The organism is Mycobacterium appelbergii, assembly GCF_032883035.1.
GTDB classification, from domain to species: domain Bacteria; phylum Actinomycetota; class Actinomycetes; order Mycobacteriales; family Mycobacteriaceae; genus Mycobacterium; species Mycobacterium appelbergii.
The window spans coordinates 407,832-426,107 of sequence record NZ_JAMQTH010000002.1 but is presented as its reverse complement, the minus strand read 5'-3'; the positions used below and the strand labels follow the sequence as shown (position 1 = coordinate 426,107).

The window sequence follows — 18,276 nt, the reverse complement described above, 5'->3', positions numbered from 1 at the left end:
CGTGCAACCCCGTCAAGATCCGCTTGCCCGCCTCCACCGGGGGCGACTAGACTCACAGCTAAATAACTAAATGTTTTTCTCTTTCTCGGCCCGTCCGAACCCGCCCCGAGGAGGCACCTGTGCCGCTGCAGCCCTGGATGGAAATGATCTCCGTCGACGATCACCTGATCGAACACCCGAAAGTGTGGAGTGACCGACTGCCCTCCAAATACCTGGAGGCGGGCCCCAAGATCATCGAGTGGGAACGCCCTGACACCAAGGCGATGTGCCAGGTCTGGGAGTACGAGGGCCGGATCTATCCCTACATCGGCCTCAACGCCGTCGCCGGTAAGAAGCCCGAGGAGTACGGCATCGAACCGGTGCGCTACGACGACATGATCCCGGGCTGCTACGACCCGAAGGCACGGGTGGCCGATATGGACATCGACGGTGTGCAGGCGATGACGTGCTTCCCGTCGTTCCCGCGGTTCGCCGGCGCCGTGTTCGCCGAAGGTGAGGACAAGGAACTCGCCAAGCTGTGTTCGGCCGCGTGGAACGACTTCCACCTCGACGAGTGGGCGGCCACCGCACCGGACCGGTTCATCCCGGTCGCGATGCTGCCGTTCTGGGATGTCGAGGCGAGCGTCAAGGAGATCCACCGCGTCGCCGCCAAGGGCGCCAAATGCGTGACATTTCCGGACCTGCCCGACCGGCTGGGATTGCCGTCGGTGCACTCCGATCATTGGGACCCTGTGCTCTCGGCGATGGAAGAGACCGACATGGTGCTGGCTCAGCACTTCGGTTCCGGCGGATTCCCGCCCCCGATCGCGCCGGATGCTCCGTTCGCCGTATTCATCACGCTGATGGGCACCATGTCGATGACCGCGATGACGGACTGGCTGTTCTCCAACACCCTGTATCGCCATCCCAAATTGAAGATCGGCCTGTCCGAGGGCGGCATCGGCTGGATCCCCTACATCCTGGAGCGCTGCGACAGCGTATGGCGTAAACACCGCTTCTACAACAACATCAACCAGGACCACCCGCCGAGCTATCTGTTCAAGAAACACATCCACGGCTGCTTCATCGAGGATGACTTCGGTGTGGAGATGCGACACATGATCGGCATCGACAAGATCACCTGGGAGTGCGATTACCCGCACTCGGATTCATTCTGGCCGCAGAGTCGCGAGCGTGCCGCGCAGGCCCTGGAGAAGGTGCCCGACGATGAGGTGCATCGCATGGTCGAGTTGAATGCCCGCGACTTCTATAACTTTCCGCGGGCCGCGTGACCGGAGACGATGTGGAGCGGATCGAGCAACTTCCTCGGTCTGACTGGACCGATCAGGATCTCCTCACCAAAGACGAGGCGCGGGAGCGGCTTGTCGAGGAGATCGCCCGCACCCGGACCCGGCTCGACGGGGTCAGGGCGGCCTCCGGCGACCCAGCCGAGATCGCGCTGCTGGAACGCCGGCTCAATGCCATGGAGTCCACGCGGAACGAATACAACGACTATCTGGCCGGGAAGTGACCGCCACCCGGCCGAGGCCAAGGAGTAAACGTGTCGGCTTCCGCTGACCTCGTCGAGAATATCGACGAGGTGCGCGTCCAGGTGCGCGAGTTTCTGGACGATGCACCCAAGCCGGTGGGCCTGCGGAACTACGGGCCAACGCCCACCGCCGCCGATGTGGAGCCGGGCCAGTTGTGGCACCGCTATCTTGCCGACCACGGTTACACGTGCCTGCACTGGCCACGCGAGTTCGGCGGTGCTGCAGCATCTGTCGCGTACCAAGCTGTGTTCGCCGAAGAATGCGCGCGCGCAGGTGTGCCGCGTCAACTGAACATCACCGGGGTGGATCTGGTCGGCCCGGTCCTGATCAAGTTCGGGAATCAAGACCAGAAGGACCGCTACCTGGATGGCATCCGACTCGGCGACGACATCTGGACGCAACTCTTCTCCGAGCCGGGAGCGGGTTCGGATCTGGCTGGTGTGCGCACGCGGGCCGAGCACACCGAGAACGGCTGGCGGATCGACGGTCAGAAGGTGTGGAGTTCAGCCGCGGCGTCCGCCGACTACGGTCTGCTGCTCGCCCGCACCAGTCCGGACAAACATCGAGGCCTGTCGATGTTCGTCGTGCCGATGGGCACTCCGGGTGTCACGGTTCGCCCGCTGGTTCAGATGGACGGCGAGAGCAAGTTCAACGAGGTCTTTCTGGACGGCGCTGAACTGGGCGATGACGCTCTGATCGGTGAGGTCGGTCAGGGCTGGGCGGTGGCGATGGTCACGCTGGGCCGCGAGCGGCTGACGCTGGGCACACAGGCGGTGGCGATGTTCCAACTGCACGAGCAGATGGTCGCCGCTGCCCGTGACCGCGACCTGCTCGACCCGGTGCTGTCGCGGTCGATGACGCGGCTGTGGGCACGGATGTGGCTGCTGCGCTTCACTTGGCAGCGTGCGATCGACTCGGGCGACCTGACCTCACCGGCGTTCTCGGTGCTCAAGCTGATGACGTCGGAGACCGACCGGGACCTGGGTGACATGGCCACCGAGGTTTTGGGCACCGACGCGTGTACCGATCCAACGGGTTCAGGTGACGCTGCCGACCTGGTCCACCACATGCTGGTCGGGCACGCACAGACGATTCTGGGCGGTACCAGCGAGATTCAGCGCAATATCCTGGGTGAGCGGGTTCTGGGTCTCCCCAAAGAGCCACGGTGAAGCCTGGTTTGACCGCAGCCACGCTCGAGGCTGCATTGCGTGATGCACTTCTGCCCGGCATGACGGTCGCCCTCGGCGACGGTGTGGGCCAGCTGCGTTGCCTCGATGACGGCACATCGATCGGTGCGACGCTGAGCGCCGCGGCGCGCGCGGTGGGCTCGGTGCGACTGGTGCTGGGTTGGCTGCCCGAACCGATGGACGGCCTGGATGCCGATGCGTTCACCGAGGTGATCGCCCTGATGCCCGGTTGGGGTGTGCGCGACGTGCTCCGCAGCCCCAAGGCCCGGTTCCTGCCGAGCCGTTTGGCCGCCACCCCTGCCCTCCTCGCCGACGTGCTGCGCCCCCAGCTGTTGCTCACCAGCCTGATTCACCGTGACGGACAGCTCCAGTTCGGCACCGAGGTGTCCTGGAAACGTGCGGTGATCGATGGCGGGGCAAGGACTTTGGCTGTTGTCGACAGCAGTGCACCGGGGGCGTCGGCTGAACCGCCGTTGGACCCGTCAAAGGTCGAGGTGCTCGGCACGGTCGGCAACGGACCCGTCCGCATGCCGCAGCGCGCCCCGGAACCTGTTCACGATGCGCTGGCCGACGCGGTACTGGCACTGATACCCGATGGTGCTCGCCTGCAGTACGGCCCCGGACAGCTCGGCGTCGCCCTGCTTCGGCGGGCCCGGGTGCCGTTGCACATCGATACCGGCATGCTCACCGATGGCGTCGTCGACCTCGACCGGCGAGGACTTCTGGCGAGCATCCCGTCGGCGACTTACCTCTTCGGCGGTGCGGAGTTGTACGACTGGGCCGACGGCCGGCCCATCTTGCACGGACTTGCGTATACCCACGACTTCACCCGGTTATCGCGGGGCGCACCGCTGATCGCAGTGAACACTGCTGTCGAACTCGACCCGTACGGACAGGTCAATGTCGAAGGCGTGGGCGAGAAGGTGTTCGGAGGGATCGGCGGCCACCCCGACTACTGCGCCGCTGCCCGAATGAGTTGCGGCGGATTGTCGATCATCGCCGTCCCCTCCTCGACGCGAGGTCGTTCCCCCTTGGTGGATCAGCTGAGTCGACCAGTGTCCACACCTGCCCACGATGTGGACATGATCGTCACCGAATCCGGTCACGCAGATCTGCGCGGTGCCGACTGGGCGCAGCGCAAACAGCTCATCACTCAATTGTTCTCGTAACGAAGGAGACAACGCGCTATGCCTGAGGGTTCCCTGACCGACAAGGTTGTCCTCGTAACCGGTGGCGGTCGCGGCATCGGCCGTGGCCACTGCCTCGAACTGGCCCGACAGGGCGCTGCCATCGTGGTGAACGACCCCGGCGTCAGCAGGGACGGCTCCAGCGGCGACGGATCTGGTCCCGCCGCTGACGTCGTTGCCGAGATTGAGTCGGCTGGCGGCAAGGCCGTGGCGCACACCGGGTCGGTGTCGTCGTGGGACGACGTTGCCGACATGATCTCCACAGCGGTCAGCACGTTCGGCTCGCTCACCGGTGTGGTGAACAATGCGGGCATCCTGCGCGACAGCATGATCGCGACCGCGTCGGAGTCGGACTGGGACGCGGTGATAGCCGTGCACCTGAAGGGCACGTTCACGGTGACCCGGCACGCCTGCGAGTATTGGCGCGCAGAGTCAAAGGCCGGCAACCAGATCGATGCGCATATCGTGAACACCGTCTCGGGTGCGGGGTTGTGGGGCAATGTCGGGCAAAGTGCATACGGCGCCGCCAAGGCCGCCATCGCAAACCTGACCGTGGTCACCGCAATGGAGGCGCAACGTTATGGCGTTGCCGTCAACGCGATCTCACCGTTGGCAAGGTCCCGGATGACCGAAGATGTGTTCAGCGGCCGCGCCGACGATCCCGCGCTGGATCCCGCTCGCAGCTCGGCCGTGGTGGCATGGCTACAGTCCGCGCAGTCATCCTGGCTGACCGGGCAGATCCTGCGCATCGACGGCGACAAACTCACCCGGATCGACAGCTTCACCGAAGCGCCGGGCGCGTACCACGCCAAAGATGGTGAGTCGCTGAGTTTCTCCGAGATCGGCCAGGCAGTCAGCTGGCTCTATGGCACGTCGCCGCGCGGGTTGGCCGGTCCCCTGCCTGCGTTGTAGCGGTGTGCCTACCGTTCCGCGAAATCACACTGACACGACGATGCCCTGGGTAAGCGCCACGACGATACCGAGAACCACCAGATAAGCCACGCAGCCGACGACGAGCTTGACCGTCTCGGCCCACAGTGCGGTGTTGGTCTGCGGCGGGAGGAAAAACTCGGCAGGCATGTCCTTCATGCTCGTGCGCTTGCGCGGTTCGGAGAACATGTCGCCCTTTCGAGTCACGGGATGTAGGGACTGCTGGATCCGGTCGCCCACCGCATGATCACCAATGGCAGAACCAGGAATACGAGGAACGTCACCTGGAAGCCGATGAACCATGCGCCCAGGCGCATCAGTTCGAACCGCCAACGCGCGATGGTGACCTCGTAGTTGAGGAAGCTGTCGAACTCATGCTCTTTTGTCATCGCCCGCACCGCGGCCACTGCGACACCACCCTTTGGTGTGACGCCACCGTCGGCCGGCCCGCTCGATGCAGACTTGGGTCTGGTGAACCGATCCAAGCGACAGAACCGCTCAAGGTGGTTGAGTCCCCGGATCGGGGGCTTACCGGCCCAATAGGCAATCAGATTCGGCCAGGTGCACATGATGCCGATGGTCCACAGCAGCGTGATCCGGCCACCGTTGTCCCATTCCAGGACCGGGCCGATGCCGGGATCGTAGGTCCACCAACCCATCGCGGTAGCGGTGCCCTCCACGAGGAAATCCCAGACATAGTTGACCGGGATCGCCAGCACCAGCATCGATTTCAGCATGCTCCAGCCGAACTTGGATGACACCCACTGACTCAGCCACAGCACCAGCAGCGCATGCACACCCCAGTAGACTGCGTAGGCGAAGGGCATGAACAACGGGTCGTTGGGCGTCTTCAACGGCAGCCATTCCAGCAGGTGGTGCTCAGTGAACGCCGGACTGTAGAACAGCTGCTGGCCCCAGTCGCCGATGGACTCCATCCAGTACACGGCGATGCTGTTGAAAAGGAACAGAAAACCCCAGGTGAGTCGTCTTCTTCGGATGACATCGGCGATGGCCAGCACGATGACGATGCCGCCCGCGATCGGGATCACCCAGTTGAACACCCAGACTCCGCTGGGATCAAGCGTGGCCGGTGGCACCAGCTGGTCGGCGGCGAGATACACAGGGCCCTCCAGTGCGGACAAATGGTGAACCTAGCTTCACCATTTGCGGCTGTAATGTCAACCGGGTGAACAGCGAAACGTCTCGGGCCAGGCCAGAGCGCGAACTCGTGTTGTTTCAGACGAGTTCGCTGCAGCGTCATGCCATCGAGTTCGGTGAGTGGATGATGCGCGCCAGCCTCGAACGCGCCCACTCGCTCGGGCACACCGGGCTGCGGCCCGCACATGCCCGGCTGATGGTCTTCCTGAGCTGGGAGGGCAGCCGCATCTCCGATATCGCCCGAGCCCAGGACGTCTCGAAGAACGCCATCGGACAGCTCGTCGACGAACTCGAAAAGCTGGGTTACGTCGAGCGTGTCGCCGACCCTCAGGACCGGCGCGCCAAGGTCGTTCGATACACCCGGCAGGGGGTCGACATGATGGCCGACGCCGCCGCGGTCGGTGAGCGACTCGATGCCGAGATCGCAGACATCATCGGTGCCCGGCGCCTCGGGCAGCTGCGATCAGCGCTGGCCGACATCTGCCAGAGTCTGCAGCTCGGACCGGCCTAACCAGCCGCCCGGCCGCGATAGAACTCCACGGCCTTGCGGATCGAGTCGTGGACGGGTTCGGGATGCCATCCCAGTTCCCGCTCGGCCTTGCCGTGATCCATCGGTGACATGATGTGCATCAATCGCACGCTCAGCGTGGACAGCAACATGTCGCGGCGAAGCACGGTTGCGACCACATCCCCGCCAAACCCCAAGGCGTACATCACCTTGAGCGGAATCCCGAACCGCGGTCGCTTGGCACCGGCGGCGTCCGCCGCGGTTCCGTACAGTTCCCGAGCGGTGATGAACCGCTCCGAGATGATATAGCGCTCCCCCACGCGACCTTTGTCGGCGGCGAGGATCAGCGCGCGGGCGGCGTCTTGGATGCCGACGACTTCCATCGCCATGTCTTTGACGTAGACAGGCATCTTCCCCGCGGCGGCTGCGGCCACCAACGAGCCGTGCGGGGTGGGTTGCCAGTCGCCGGGACCGTAGGTGTTGGACACGCACAGTGCGACCGCAGGCAGCCCGCGGTCGCGCGCGTAGTCCAGCACCAGGTTCTCGGCTTCGACGCGAGAGCGGATGTAGCCCCCGCCCCGATCGAGCCAGTTGAACGGCTCGTCCTCGGTGACGGGTCCGCCATGCTCGGATAACGCGATGGTGCCGATCGTGCTGGTGAACACGAAGCGCCGCAGCTCGGCGTCAGCCGCAACCTCGAGGACCTGACGCAGCCCTTCGACGTTGGTACGAAACAGATCGGCGGGGTCGCGCAACCATGCTCGCGCGTCAACGACGCAGTAGTACACATCGTCACAACCGTCCATGGCCTCGCGCACCGCGGCGATATCGAAAATATCGCCGTACCTGCATTCGACCTCGAGATCGTCGACCGCCTTGGTTGAACTGGTCCGGCGGAGCAGAACCCGCACCGACTCCCCCCGCTCCACCAACTGGCGTGCGACGTGCGACCCCAAGAAGCCGCTGGCACCGATTACCAGCTTTGTCCGGCCCGTCACGGTCTACTGGGAAACCAAAACGGGTGAATCCGTCTGCACGCGCGGGTAGTTCAGCATGCGGCGAGCGTTCTCCTCGACGATCAGTGAGCACTCGTCGTCGGGAACATCGGCGAGCACTTCGGCGGCGCGCTTGCGCGAGTTCGGCCAGTTGGAATCCGAATGCGGAAAGTCGATCTCCAAGGTGATGCGGTCGATACCGATCTCGTGACGGTTCTTCAACCCGTGCTCGTCATCGATGAAACAACCCCAGAAATGCTTACCGAACAGATCCGACGGCCGGGCGTCGAAATCAATGTTCTGGTAGTAACGGTGGCGCTCCCACACGTAGTCGGCACGCTCCAAGATGTAGGGCACCCAACCGATCCCACCCTCGGCCAATGAGATCTGCAGGTCCGGGAACTGCTGCAGCTTGCCGGAGAACAACAAATCCACTGTGCTCCACATCAAGTTGCACGAGAACAGCGTGGTCGCCACAACGAACGGCGCATCCGGCAACGCCTTCGTCATGCTGTTGTCCGGCTTCAACGAGGAGAACGAGAACCCGGGAACAAACGACCCCGAGCCGAAGTGCAGTGACACCGGCATCTCAGTCTCCGAGCACACCCGCCACAGCGGATCCCAGTGATCGGAGTGGAATGACGGCAGGCCCAGTGGAACCGGGCTGTCCGGGAACGAAATCGTGCGCGCACCCTTGGCCGCGACCCGCTGCGCCTCGGCCACGGTAGCGTCGATGTCCCAGACGGGCAGGATCGCCAGCGGGATGAAGCGATCCGGCGCAGTGGCACACCACTCGTCGATGTAGAAGTCGTTCCACGCCTTGACACACAACAAGGCCAACTCCTTGTCGTTGGCGCGGAAGAAGGTGCCGCCGCCGAAACCCGGGAACGAGGGGAAACACAGCGCGGACTGCACACCGTCGAGATCCATATCGGCGACCCTGGCGACCGGGTCGTAACAACCGGGGATCATGTCCTCGTAGCGAACGGGATCCATCCCCCACTCCTCGGGAGGCTTACCCGCCACCGCGTTCAGACCGATCGTCGGGTAGACCTGCCCGTCGTAGTGCCAAAGATGCTTGCTGTCCGTCTCGACGATGCGCGGACCCGCCTCGCGCCACTTGGCAGGCAACCGGTCCTGCCACACCCGGGGGTGCTCGATGAGATGGTCGTCAACTGACACGATCTGATGGTCGTCTTGAAGCGGCATGGTGTCTCCCTCATAACGTCTAACGCCTGACGGTCAGTCTCAAAACCTGACGGTGCGTCTCACGAGAGTATATGATGGGAGTCACAGTCGTCCACACCCGAAAGGAAAGAATGTCCGCCTCAAAGGACCCCTCCGTGAACGGGGACGCCCGCCAGAAGGTCGATGAGGACGATCACGACCTGCTGACCTTCGGCGAAGCCGGCGAGCGACTGCGGCTCGAGATCGCAGCCGCGTCGGCGCATCTCGACCAGCTTCAGATATCGGGCACGCCAACAGGTATCGAAACTGCCCGGGCGCGGCTGGTCGTATTGCGCGCTGCGGCCCAGCGCAACGCGGCACAGCCCATCAACGACGTCAACTTCGAAAAATTCTTCGGCTACCCCGGGAGAGCGAAGCGAAATCTACCGGGCCCTGCGGTTGACTGAAGTGGTGCCAACACCAACCAACGGCGACCCGCCGCTCCGGGCCGGTCGGCGTCCCGGCTACGCGACAGCCCCGGAGTCCGTTGTGGGCCGGCGAGGCGCCCGCACCAGGAACAAGATCAAAGCCCATGCGGCGGACCTCATCATCGTCAACGGCTATCACGCAACGTCGGTCGAGGCGATCGCGAAAGCCATGGGGAGATCCCGCGCGACCATCTACCAGTATTTCACCAGCAAGGAAGACATCTACGCCGAACTGGTTCGTGAGTGCGAGGCCGCCGTATTGACGCACGCCCGCACCCTCACCGCTCTCGGCCCGCACGCCCATGGCCTGCACAACCTCCGCCGCTGGCTGTACGAATGGGCGGACATCTACGACAGGTACGCGGTAGTGCTTCTGGAATTCCCCGGTATCGGCACCTTCGAAAGCCTCCCGGTCACCGATGCGGGCCCCGTCGCCAGGCAGTTCCGTGCCCTGATCACCGATCACCTCACGGGCATCGGGATCGAGGGGCTGGATCCCACGGACGCGGCCAGTGTGCTGATGCGGATCTCGCACATGGTCAATCTGTACCGCTATCGCGCAATGTTCGACTTGCCCAGCCGCACCGCAACTTCGGACGCATTGGCCATCGCCTTGCAGCTGATGTTGTTCCCTGACACCCCCACGGCAGTGATCGGGGCGGGACAGGCCCCGCCCGTCAAGAGGTTGCCCCATGCCGGCATCGCCGAACCGGGCCAGTCGTCGGTGTCGGCCGAGGGCGACGACTGGCCGGCACGCGAGGATGTCCTGTCAGTGAGCTCAACCCTGTTCGCCGAGCTCGGCTACTACTCGGTCTCGATGGACGACATCGCCTCGGCCGCCGGCATCAGCCGCGCCACGCTGTACCGCTATTTCAACAGCAAAACCAAGGTACTGGCCGAACTCACCAATTCAGCGATCAGCCACAGCTCACGCCTCGCCGCCGAGCTGTCCGCGCTCGCCGAGCTCAGTCACGCCACGGCTTCGCTCGAAACCTGGATGAGGCGCTATGTCACGTTCCACCGCACATACAGTGGCGTCATCCGGGCGTGGTTCGACGGCGCTGTGGCCGAACAATTGTCGAGCGAAGAACTCCGCGCCGGAATCGAACAGATGAGCGCCGCCGCAACCGCGGTACTCGATGGCGCCGCACTACCGGGCGACATGGACCGGCGGGCCGCGACCGCCATCTTCATGGCGGTCCTCGGACGGATGACCGAGTCGTCGTCGCCCCACGATGATGTGGACCGCACCGCGGCACTCATGGTGCGCCTTCTCCAGCGCTCGTTACTGCGGTCACACGCGGATTAGGGTCGGCCCGGCGGCAATTCGACCAGTGTGCATCCATGGTTCACATATTTGACAGTAGACTGTCAAATATTCGTAGCTGGACCCGGGTCGGTGCCAGTGTTGATTTACTACGCAGCAGGAGCGACGTGACCTTCATCAATTTCGACTCGAAAGTCGCGGTCGTCACCGGCGCGGCATCAGGTATCGGGGAAGCCACTGCCAAACGACTCGCCGAACACGGGGCCACAGTGGTCGTCGCGGACATCGATGAGGATGGCGGGGACCGCGTGGTCACCGAGATCACCGAACGCGGTGGCAATGCCGTATTCCGGCGCACTGACGTTTCCCTCGAAGAGGACGTGAACTCCCTGATCGACTTCACCGTCTCCACTTACGGTGGACTGCATCTGGCGCACAACAATGCGGCCATCGGCCACGTCCCAACCCCCCTCCACGAGTTGAGCACCGAGCTGTTCGACACGATCACCGGAATTGGGCTGCGCGGAACGTTTTTCTGCATGCGGGCCGAGATCGCGCACATGATCGACCACGGCGGTGGGGCAATCGTCAACACCGCCTCCGGAGCCGCGCTCAAGGCGGCGTCCGGCCTGCACGCCTACGTCGCGGCCAAACACGGAGTCGTCGGACTGACCCGCAACGCCGGACTCGACTACGCCCGCAACAGCATCCGCGTCAACGCGGTAGCGCCAGGGACGGTCCAGACGCCCCAGATGGCTAGTTTTCCGCAGGAGATGCAGGACGAGTGGGCACGGATCATCCCAATGGGCCGCATGGGTCGCCCTGAGGAGGTCGCCGATGTCGTGGCATTCCTGCTCTCGGACGCGGCCAGCTTCATCACCGCGACCACCGTGGAAATCGACGGCGCATACCTGCAATCCAGCACGTAGGTCCCACGGTCAGAAGGTGACGTTGGCGAAAGAGAACGTGACCGTCCGGGAAACTGCCACTGCAACGGTCGATATCCCATCCGCGGCGTGATCGGTGGACGCAACTGAACCTTGCGCTATGACCCCGCGTATCGCCTCGTAGGACGGGAAGCGGTCGGCGACGACACACGTGCCTGTCGATGGCGCGGGCGCAACGTCCAGCCCTTCCACCTCGGCCTCCAGGAAGCCCTCTTTCTGACCGAGAACGCGCGCGGGCAGCGCCACCAGCCCGCCGTCGGAGTCGGTCACACAGATGGCCCCGGTCGGTTGCGCGCCGAGAAACGCGGCCAGCTCGTCGGGCGACATGGGGACCGGCCCGCCCTTGCGCTCAGATGGCACGATCACCCTGCCTGACATCGTTATCCCCGCCGCAGAGCCGGGCCGCTACGACTTCGTCGAGCGCCAGGCGGATGAAGCACCGCTTGCCGACGATCAATCGATCGCGCACGGAAGCCACCACCGATTCCGGAACACGCCGGTCTGACGGTGCCATCCCGATCATCTCGTGGATCTCCTCGACGGATGGTCGATAGACTTCCGCGGTACCACGGACCGAAACCCAAGGCCGAACGGTGCCGTCACACTCCCCCAACACAATGCACGCCACCGCGGGATCGGCAAGCAGGTGCTTCACTTTCGGGCTCTTGACGTAGGTCGCGAAGTACAGGTTTGCGGGCTTGTACCCGATGGATTGCATCGCGTAGCCGATCGGCCGACCCGACCCGTCTCGGCAGAAAAGAAACGCGCGGCGATTGTGGCGCAGGAAATCAGCCACGTTTGCCGCGTGCATCACTGTGCCATCTGCTCGGTCTGCTCCCAGAGACGTTTCCCGAGCACCGCGTCGTCGGCTGACCTGTTTACCTTCACCGGTTTCCGCTTTCCATAGTGCTGACCAGGGGCCCAGTCGACCCCCGGTTCTGAGCCGGCCAACCACACGAGGGTGTCCGCACCCTGCGATGGCGACAGCAGGAATCGGTGTACAAACGAGTGGTACACAAGCCGCATCAGCAGCGTTGATTCGGCCCCGAAGTTCGACGCGACGGGACCCGGTTCGAATGACGCGGCGGCAACTCCGGCGTCGGCGTATCTGCGGTGAAGTTCTTTGGTGAACAGGATATTCGCCAACTTGGCCGCCGAATACGCGCCGGTGGCCGAATACTTTCGCTGTCCGTCCACGTCGTCCAGCCGTATCCGGCCACGACGATTGACGCTGCTCGATGTGGCGATAACCGTTGCCCTACTGGCTGCCAGGCACGGCAACAAGGTCTGGGTGAGCAGGAACGGCGCAAGGTGATTGACTTGGAACGTCATTTCGTGACCATCGACAGTGGTGCGGCGCGGCCCCATGATACCACCGGCGTTGTTGCACAACACGTCGACAACCGGATAGCGCTCGAGTAGCTCTGCGGCCAGCCGGCGAACGTCATCGAGCCGGGCGAAATCGGCGACGTGATATCGACCGCCGACCTCGTCGGCGACGGCCTTTGTCTTGTCGGGCGAACGCCCCACCACGACGATCGTGTGTCCAGCTCCGGAAAGAGCCTGCGCTGCCGCGCGGCCGATCCCGTCACTGGCTCCGGTGATGATGATCGTCTTGCCCATCGGACCTCACTTCGGTGTCGGCGCCACGGCCAGGTGGCGCAGAAGAATTGACGCAAGTTCGGCCGGTTCGGAAATCATGGCGTTGTGGCAGGTGTCGAGCTCAATGACCTCGTCCACACCACCAAGGTTGGCGATGAAGCGGCGCTGAACGTCGACCGGCAGGACGTGATCACGCAGGGTGAGGATCCACGTGCGAGGAACCTCCATCGGCATCCGCGATCGATCAACCGGTTCATGCACGATACTGAGCGATTCGGGAACCAAGAGGCGCAGTGAATGCTCGCGCTGTTGATCGGTCATCCCGTTGCAGAACATCCAGCGTGCCATCCACACCGGTAGTCGGTCGATGTTCATCCTGGCGAAGAAGCGAATCGGCGGTTTCAGCGTGCTGACGACGCTCTTGCCGTCGGGCGGCACATTGCAGGCCAGGAGAATGGTCCGCTGAACACGTCGGGCGCCGAGTCGGGCCGCAACATCGGGGATGACAACACCTGCCAGAGAGTGTCCGACCAGGATCACGTCGTCGAGGCCGGCCTGTTCGATCTGCCCCACGACGGAGTCGACGCACTCGGCGATCGTCAGAGTCCGCACATCGGCTGGTATGTCCTGTCTTCCAGGCAGGTTCGCGGACAGGTACCACAGGTGCGGAGAACGCTGTTCCATTTCGGTGATGGTCGGTTGCCAGCATCGAGCGTCGAACTTACCGCCGTGGATGAAGACGAATGCGGGCTGGGGCGCTGCGTTCATTGCCATACGGCGCTCTACAGCGCAGTGAAGCCGGCGTCCACCGGAAGAGTGGCTCCGGTGACATACCGCGCCTTGTCGCTGGCCAGCCATACCACCACGTTGGTGACGTCCTGGGCCTCGATGAACGGAACCGGGAGTAGGTTAGTCGCGAGTTTCGGCGCCGACGGATTGTCCTGAAACACCTGGGCCATATGCTCGTTGAGTACCATGGGCGTGGCAACCCCGGTCGGGTGCACCGTATTGACCCGAATGTTGTGCTCGGCGTAGGCATGTGCGGCCGACCGCATCAGGCCGACGACCCCGTGTTTGGACGAGGCGTAGCCAAACGCGGCCGCCGATCCGTCGCCGCCGCGGCCGACCAGCCCTTGCGTCGAACTCGTCAAGACGATCGAGCCGCCGGTGCCTTTACGGATGATCGAAGGCACTCCGGCGACGATCGTGTTCCAGGCGCCGAAAAGATTGGTTTCGACGATGTCCCGATAGACCTGTTCGTCGAGCGGATCGGTCCGGCCGGTCGCAACCACACCGGCATTGGCCACCACCACATCGATGTCTCCGAGCTCGGCGATACCCGACTGCACACACGCCTGTAGCTCGGCGAGGTGTCGGACATCGCAGACATACGTTGCGACACCTCGACCGGTCTCGCGGACGAGTCGTGCGGTCTCGTCGAGATCCTCCTTGGTTCCCAACGCGTACGGAATCGAGTCGATGTTCGCCGCAAGATCGATCGCGATGATATCGGCGCCTTCTGCAGCTAGCGCCACGGCGTGACTGCGTCCTTGGCCACGCGCCGCGCCGGTAACCAACGCGACCTTGCCTGTCAGCTGTTCCATATTGATCCCCTTCACGCTCTGCCAGACGGCGTGAGCTAACGGCTGAAGTAGGCGAGCGGTCGCTCGACGAACTCAAAAACCACACCGTCCGGTGAGCGCAGGAAGGCGATGTGCAGCCCCTCGATCTTGGTCCCCGGCAGCGGACACCACACCGGATCACCCATGCGCTCAACCGAATCGGGCACTGCTGCCAACCCGTCACGGACGTTCTCCACCCGCAGTGCGCAGCGGTACAACCCCTGCCGATTGCCACCCCACGGCACCGGTGCCGGTGCCGTGTCAGGGTGCTGCACCACCACCAACGTGAACTGATGTCCGTCCTCGGCCAGCGCGTAACGGGCCACAACGCAGTCCGTTTCGCCCGATCCGCCAGGAGCCAGTTGCGTCCCGGAGACCGAAACCGCCCTCGGGGCATCCACCTCCTCGAATCCGATGGCAGTCAGGAACGCGCCGGTGGCCGCTGCGTCGATCGCCGCGATCCGGATGCCGTTGAACAGAGCACCCCTGGACGGATCCGCACCGGCAGGAAGTTCGGTCAGTTCGATCACGACGCCATCGGGGTCCAACGCGAGCACCGACTTCCCGCCTCCGATCAGACCGTCGACCGGCTCCCCCACCGTCAGCCCAGCGTCACGTAGTGCCGCGGCCACATTCTCGACGTCCGCGACGCCCAGTTGCGCGGCGCGGATCCCGGCCCGCACCGGATCAGCACTCGGGTCGCGGCTCAACGCCGGTGAGTGATACTCGATCGCCTCGAGCGCGCAGCCGCCCCGGCCACCGCGGGCATCGTAAAGAAACGAGGTGGCACAGAAGGTTTCACCGTCCAGACCGAGAATCGTCCCGTCCGTGGCGACCTCGGGGTCGGTACGCATCCGCGCGTTCAGACCGAGCACATCTCCGTATACCCGCTCGGTGGTATCCAACGAAACGCAGTTGAGGTTGACGTGCAGGAAACGCCGGGCCAGCACTTCGGAAGCCACTACTACAGCACCACCGAGTTGATCTTGAAGTCGATGATCTCGTCCTCGCTGAAGCCGAGTTCGGCGAGCAGCCCGTCGGTGTGCGCTCCATGGCCGGGAGCAGCGGTCAGGTTCAACGGCACCTCGTCGAACTGCACCGGGCTGGCCGCCAACGCGAACTCAGTGCCGTTCACGTCCGTTGCGCGGGGTAGGTAGCCGTTCGCGACGACCTGCGGGTCATCGTGGACTTCCCGCGCGGTGCGCATCACGTCCCAGACGCCGTCGAACCCTGCGAACGCCTTTTCCCAGTGCGACAGATCCTCGGATTCGAAGCTGCGGCGCAGCTCGGCGATGCACTCTTTACGGTTGCCGAATCGCACCGCAGCGCTGGCGAATCGTTCGTCATCGATCAGCTCGGGCCTGCCCAGTCGGGTACAGAAATCCGACCAAAACCGGTCCGCCTGCAGCAGCACGAACGCGATGAATCGGTTGTCGCGGGTCTTGTAGATGCTGGCGATCGGGTTGGGCATCTCGTCCAGATTGAACTTCGGGATGTCCTCACCGGTGACCCCGGACCCGACGATGTCCGGACCCAGCTGCCAGATCGCAGCGTTGAGCAGCGACACGTCGACGACCGACGGTTCACCCGTGCGCTCGCGCTTGACCAAAGCCGCGGCGATGCCACCGGCGATCGCCAGGCCGCCGTACGAGTCGCCGAACGCCGGCCGCTGGATCGGCGGATAGGAGCCGGCACCGTCGGAGTACGCATCGCCGATGCCACCGCGTGCCCAGTAGGCCGCGAGGTCGAAGCCGCCTTGGGAGGCCTGGTCGCCCTTGGTCCCGTAGCCATGGCCCCTGGCGTAGATGATCTTCGGATTGCGCGCCCGGACCTGATCGACATCGATGCCCATTCGCTGCCGCGAATCCGGCAGTAGGTTCGTGACAAACACATCGGCGGTTTCGATCAGCTTCATCAGCAATTCGAGGCCCTCGGGTGTCGAGGTGTCCAGGCCGATGCTGCGTTTGCCGCGGTTGGGCTGCTCGATGAAGTGGTTCACTCCCCCTGCGCCGGTGACGATTCCGGAGCTGATCAAACCCCGCTGGGGATCTCCGGTCTCGGGATGTTCGACCTTGATCACGTCGGCCCCCCAGTCGGCGAGCACCGCACCTGCGGCCGGAACGAACGTCCATGCCGCCAACTCGACGACACGGATTCCGTTGAGAATATCGGTCATTGATTCCTCGCTTCAGATCTGGGGCTGCTGGTCAGTGGGATCGGATTCCGAAATCGATGTCGCGGATACTGCGGAACGGCGTGAAATCAGGTCTGCCGTACCACGACGGACGGGCCTGGTGCCCGGCTTGTGGACGGGCCCAGTCGACCCATGGACCCCAATCTGCCCGGCTGAGCTTGTCCTCGAGGGTCTGCGGAAACGCACGCTCGGCTGCCACGTAACGCTGGGCAAAATCCTTCATCTCGCCCATGATCCAGATGTCCTCCTCGCGGCTCCACTTGCCGGCGCCGGCGTAGTCGACGATCTGATAGGACGAGAAATCGATGGGTGGCGCTCCCGGTTCGGGGTTGTCAGCCCGGTTGACGCACTCGTAGACGACGCGGTCGCCATCGATGACGTACCACTTCAGAACCGTGTACACCATGGGTGAGGCGCCCATGGTGCCTTCCAGGTATGGCGCAATCTCGCTGGGGCCGACGAATGTTCCGTAGAAGTGATCGAAATAGGGGGCGTCGTCGGTGAACAGGTTGGCCCAGCCGACCCAGTCCTCCAGAACCGGGCCGGTCAGGTAGTAATGCCGGAATTCACGTTCGACCTCTGCACGATCGGCCATGGCTACGGCGCTCCTCCGTCGGCATAAATGGTCTGGCCCGTCACGAACCCACACCGGTCCGACAAGAGGAACGCGATCAGCGCGCCGATCTCGTCGGGTTGCCCCGGGCGGGCCAGGGCCGCATCGAACCCGAAGTCTTCGACGAGGGCTCGCTCGAGGGCCTCCTCGTACGGATAGCCCTTGTTCTCGGCGACGTAGCCGCGAATGGCGTGCAGTGCATCGGTTTCCACTGCGCCAGGCGCAATGGAGTTCGCCCGAACGCCGTCCTTGCCGTACGTACGGGCGATACCCCGGGTGAATGTCGCCACCGCAGCCTTCAGGCTGGCATACGGCAGTCGGGGCTCATGCGGCGCACGTGACGAGTAGGCGGACGTGGTGACGACCGCCCCTTTCGTCCTGATCAGATGCGGGATCGCGGCCTGGACGCTCCGGGTCGTCGCGAGCAGCACATCACGGAAAGCCCCGCCCCACGCGTCGTCGTCCGAGTCGATCGGCATCATGCCCGCGGTGCCCATCGTGACGGCGATGCCGTCGAGGCGGCCCAACAGTGTCGTCGACTCGGTCACGGCATCGACGGCCGCGCCTGCCTGACTCACGTCGGCGATCACGCTGTACACCGCGGATGCGCCGGCCCTGGTGAGGAAATCGACGGCCGCTTCGGCCCTCACCTTGTCGCGGCCGATCACTGCGACGGCGGCCCCCTCGGCAGCCACCACCTCGGCGCCGGCCAAGCCCATCCCAGCCGTACCTCCGACGAAGACATAGGCCTTGTCGCGGACATTCAAATCCACCGGCGATCGCCTTTCATATAGTGAACAGTACTGTCAGAAGACTATCGGAGCAGAACTCCGAATTGAAGGTGTTGATCTGAGAGAGACGATATTTAGCAACACCAACGGT

Annotated in this window: 22 protein-coding genes; 9 read left to right on the top strand and 13 right to left on the bottom strand. The window is 64.0% G+C overall.

Annotated features, from left to right (window positions below):
* Positions 1 to 119 precede the first annotated feature (119 nt).
* Genes M1247_RS06310 through M1247_RS06290 form a run of 5 tightly spaced genes read left to right on the top strand, consistent with a single transcriptional unit; the run spans position 120 to position 4,815 of the window.
* Positions 120 to 1,271, top strand: coding sequence for an amidohydrolase family protein (locus tag M1247_RS06310; RefSeq protein WP_317155414.1), 1,152 nt, complete (start codon positions 120 to 122; stop codon positions 1,269 to 1,271).
* Positions 1,268 to 1,510: a hypothetical protein gene (locus tag M1247_RS06305; RefSeq protein WP_317155413.1), complete on the top strand. Its 243-nt coding sequence runs from the start codon at positions 1,268 to 1,270 to the stop codon at positions 1,508 to 1,510. Before M1247_RS06310 ends, M1247_RS06305 begins: the two co-directional genes overlap by 4 nt.
* Before the next feature lie 30 nt (positions 1,511 to 1,540).
* Positions 1,541 to 2,698 carry an acyl-CoA dehydrogenase family protein gene (locus M1247_RS06300; protein ID WP_317155412.1) on the top strand — a complete coding sequence of 386 codons (1,158 nt, stop codon included), beginning with the start codon at positions 1,541 to 1,543 and terminating at the stop codon, positions 2,696 to 2,698.
* A 59-nt stretch (positions 2,699 to 2,757) separates the two neighbouring features.
* The gene (locus M1247_RS06295) at positions 2,758 to 3,885 is read left to right on the top strand and encodes an acetyl-CoA hydrolase/transferase C-terminal domain-containing protein (RefSeq protein WP_317155621.1); all 1,128 of its coding nucleotides are present in this window, start codon (positions 2,758 to 2,760) and stop codon (positions 3,883 to 3,885) included.
* Between the two features lie 18 nt (positions 3,886 to 3,903).
* A complete protein-coding gene (locus tag M1247_RS06290) occupies positions 3,904 to 4,815 on the top strand; it encodes an SDR family NAD(P)-dependent oxidoreductase (RefSeq protein WP_317155411.1) in 912 nt (303 codons plus the stop codon).
* Between the two features lie 24 nt (positions 4,816 to 4,839).
* Here the strand turns inward: M1247_RS06290 and M1247_RS06285 are convergent, their stop codons facing one another.
* Positions 4,840 to 5,040: a DUF7156 family protein gene (locus tag M1247_RS06285; protein ID WP_317155410.1), complete on the bottom strand. Its 201-nt coding sequence runs from the start codon at positions 5,038 to 5,040 to the stop codon at positions 4,840 to 4,842.
* Positions 5,037 to 5,975 carry a spirocyclase AveC family protein gene (locus M1247_RS06280; protein WP_317155409.1) on the bottom strand — a complete coding sequence of 313 codons (939 nt, stop codon included), beginning with the start codon at positions 5,973 to 5,975 and terminating at the stop codon, positions 5,037 to 5,039. Before M1247_RS06280 ends, M1247_RS06285 begins: the two co-directional genes overlap by 4 nt.
* A gap of 44 nt (positions 5,976 to 6,019) precedes the next feature.
* Here M1247_RS06280 and M1247_RS06275 point away from each other — a divergent pair, with 44 nt between their 5' ends.
* Positions 6,020 to 6,502: a MarR family winged helix-turn-helix transcriptional regulator gene (locus M1247_RS06275; RefSeq protein WP_317155408.1), complete on the top strand. Its 483-nt coding sequence runs from the start codon at positions 6,020 to 6,022 to the stop codon at positions 6,500 to 6,502.
* Here the strand turns inward: M1247_RS06275 and M1247_RS06270 are convergent.
* Together M1247_RS06270 and M1247_RS06265 are read right to left on the bottom strand one after the other, a co-directional pair.
* Positions 6,499 to 7,497: an NAD-dependent epimerase/dehydratase family protein gene (locus M1247_RS06270; protein ID WP_317155407.1), complete on the bottom strand. Its 999-nt coding sequence runs from the start codon at positions 7,495 to 7,497 to the stop codon at positions 6,499 to 6,501. The two genes, M1247_RS06275 and M1247_RS06270, sit on opposite strands and share 4 nt — an antisense overlap.
* A 3-nt stretch (positions 7,498 to 7,500) precedes the next feature.
* A complete protein-coding gene (locus M1247_RS06265; protein WP_317155406.1) occupies positions 7,501 to 8,703 on the bottom strand; it encodes an amidohydrolase family protein in 1,203 nt (400 codons plus the stop codon).
* 110 nt (positions 8,704 to 8,813) lie between these two features.
* On the opposite strand from M1247_RS06265, the gene M1247_RS06260 reads away from it, so the two are divergent.
* From M1247_RS06260 to M1247_RS06250, 3 genes are all read left to right on the top strand, one after another.
* A complete protein-coding gene (locus M1247_RS06260) occupies positions 8,814 to 9,128 on the top strand; it encodes a KH domain-containing protein (RefSeq protein ID WP_317155405.1) in 315 nt (104 codons plus the stop codon).
* A gap of 4 nt (positions 9,129 to 9,132) precedes the next feature.
* A complete protein-coding gene (locus M1247_RS06255; RefSeq protein ID WP_317155404.1) occupies positions 9,133 to 10,458 on the top strand; it encodes a TetR/AcrR family transcriptional regulator in 1,326 nt (441 codons plus the stop codon).
* Between the two features lie 125 nt (positions 10,459 to 10,583).
* On the top strand, positions 10,584 to 11,345 hold the full coding sequence (locus tag M1247_RS06250; protein ID WP_317155403.1) for an SDR family NAD(P)-dependent oxidoreductase: 762 nt from the start codon (positions 10,584 to 10,586) through the stop codon (positions 11,343 to 11,345).
* A gap of 9 nt (positions 11,346 to 11,354) precedes the next feature.
* On the opposite strand, the gene M1247_RS06245 is transcribed toward M1247_RS06250, so the two are convergent.
* The 9 genes from M1247_RS06245 to M1247_RS06205 are packed head-to-tail and all read right to left on the bottom strand — an operon-like array spanning position 11,355 to position 18,167.
* Positions 11,355 to 11,723: a hypothetical protein gene (locus M1247_RS06245; RefSeq protein ID WP_317155402.1), complete on the bottom strand. Its 369-nt coding sequence runs from the start codon at positions 11,721 to 11,723 to the stop codon at positions 11,355 to 11,357.
* A complete protein-coding gene (locus M1247_RS06240; protein WP_317155401.1) occupies positions 11,713 to 12,159 on the bottom strand; it encodes a pyridoxamine 5'-phosphate oxidase family protein in 447 nt (148 codons plus the stop codon). The genes M1247_RS06245 and M1247_RS06240 overlap by 11 nt, the downstream gene beginning before the upstream one ends.
* A 14-nt stretch (positions 12,160 to 12,173) precedes the next feature.
* The gene (locus tag M1247_RS06235; RefSeq protein WP_317155400.1) at positions 12,174 to 12,986 is read right to left on the bottom strand and encodes an SDR family NAD(P)-dependent oxidoreductase; all 813 of its coding nucleotides are present in this window, start codon (positions 12,984 to 12,986) and stop codon (positions 12,174 to 12,176) included.
* A gap of 6 nt (positions 12,987 to 12,992) precedes the next feature.
* The gene (locus M1247_RS06230) at positions 12,993 to 13,733 is read right to left on the bottom strand and encodes an alpha/beta fold hydrolase (RefSeq protein WP_317155399.1); all 741 of its coding nucleotides are present in this window, start codon (positions 13,731 to 13,733) and stop codon (positions 12,993 to 12,995) included.
* Between the two features lie 14 nt (positions 13,734 to 13,747).
* A complete protein-coding gene (locus tag M1247_RS06225) occupies positions 13,748 to 14,569 on the bottom strand; it encodes a mycofactocin-coupled SDR family oxidoreductase (protein ID WP_317155398.1) in 822 nt (273 codons plus the stop codon).
* A gap of 35 nt (positions 14,570 to 14,604) precedes the next feature.
* Positions 14,605 to 15,549 (bottom strand): VOC family protein, encoded by a 945-nt coding sequence (locus M1247_RS06220; protein WP_317155397.1) that lies wholly within the window; start codon positions 15,547 to 15,549, stop codon positions 14,605 to 14,607.
* A 2-nt stretch (positions 15,550 to 15,551) separates the two neighbouring features.
* A complete protein-coding gene (locus M1247_RS06215) occupies positions 15,552 to 16,763 on the bottom strand; it encodes a CaiB/BaiF CoA transferase family protein (protein ID WP_317155396.1) in 1,212 nt (403 codons plus the stop codon).
* A 31-nt stretch (positions 16,764 to 16,794) separates the two neighbouring features.
* Positions 16,795 to 17,376, bottom strand: coding sequence for a nuclear transport factor 2 family protein (locus tag M1247_RS06210; RefSeq protein ID WP_317155395.1), 582 nt, complete (start codon positions 17,374 to 17,376; stop codon positions 16,795 to 16,797).
* A 2-nt stretch (positions 17,377 to 17,378) separates the two neighbouring features.
* Complete coding sequence (locus tag M1247_RS06205) at positions 17,379 to 18,167, bottom strand: SDR family NAD(P)-dependent oxidoreductase (RefSeq protein ID WP_317155394.1); 789 nt, start codon at positions 18,165 to 18,167, stop codon at positions 17,379 to 17,381.
* Positions 18,168 to 18,276: the final 109 nt, after the last annotated feature.

Excerpts from the sequence above, each read along its gene's own strand:
- M1247_RS06265 (WP_317155406.1), bottom strand. The coding sequence starts at position 8,703 with ATGCCGCTTCAAGACGACCATCAGATCGTGTCAGTTGACGACCATCTC.
- M1247_RS06215 (WP_317155396.1), bottom strand. The coding sequence starts at position 16,763 with ATGACCGATATTCTCAACGGAATCCGTGTCGTCGAGTTGGCGGCATGG.
- M1247_RS06235 (WP_317155400.1), bottom strand. The coding sequence starts at position 12,986 with ATGGGCAAGACGATCATCATCACCGGAGCCAGTGACGGGATCGGCCGC.
- M1247_RS06295 (WP_317155621.1), top strand. The coding sequence starts at position 2,758 with ATGACGGTCGCCCTCGGCGACGGTGTGGGCCAGCTGCGTTGCCTCGAT.
- M1247_RS06225 (WP_317155398.1), bottom strand. The coding sequence starts at position 14,569 with ATGGAACAGCTGACAGGCAAGGTCGCGTTGGTTACCGGCGCGGCGCGT.
- M1247_RS06290 (WP_317155411.1), top strand. The coding sequence starts at position 3,904 with ATGCCTGAGGGTTCCCTGACCGACAAGGTTGTCCTCGTAACCGGTGGC.
- M1247_RS06210 (WP_317155395.1), bottom strand. The coding sequence starts at position 17,376 with ATGGCCGATCGTGCAGAGGTCGAACGTGAATTCCGGCATTACTACCTG.
- M1247_RS06230 (WP_317155399.1), bottom strand. The coding sequence starts at position 13,733 with ATGAACGCAGCGCCCCAGCCCGCATTCGTCTTCATCCACGGCGGTAAG.
- M1247_RS06260 (WP_317155405.1), top strand. The coding sequence starts at position 8,814 with ATGTCCGCCTCAAAGGACCCCTCCGTGAACGGGGACGCCCGCCAGAAG.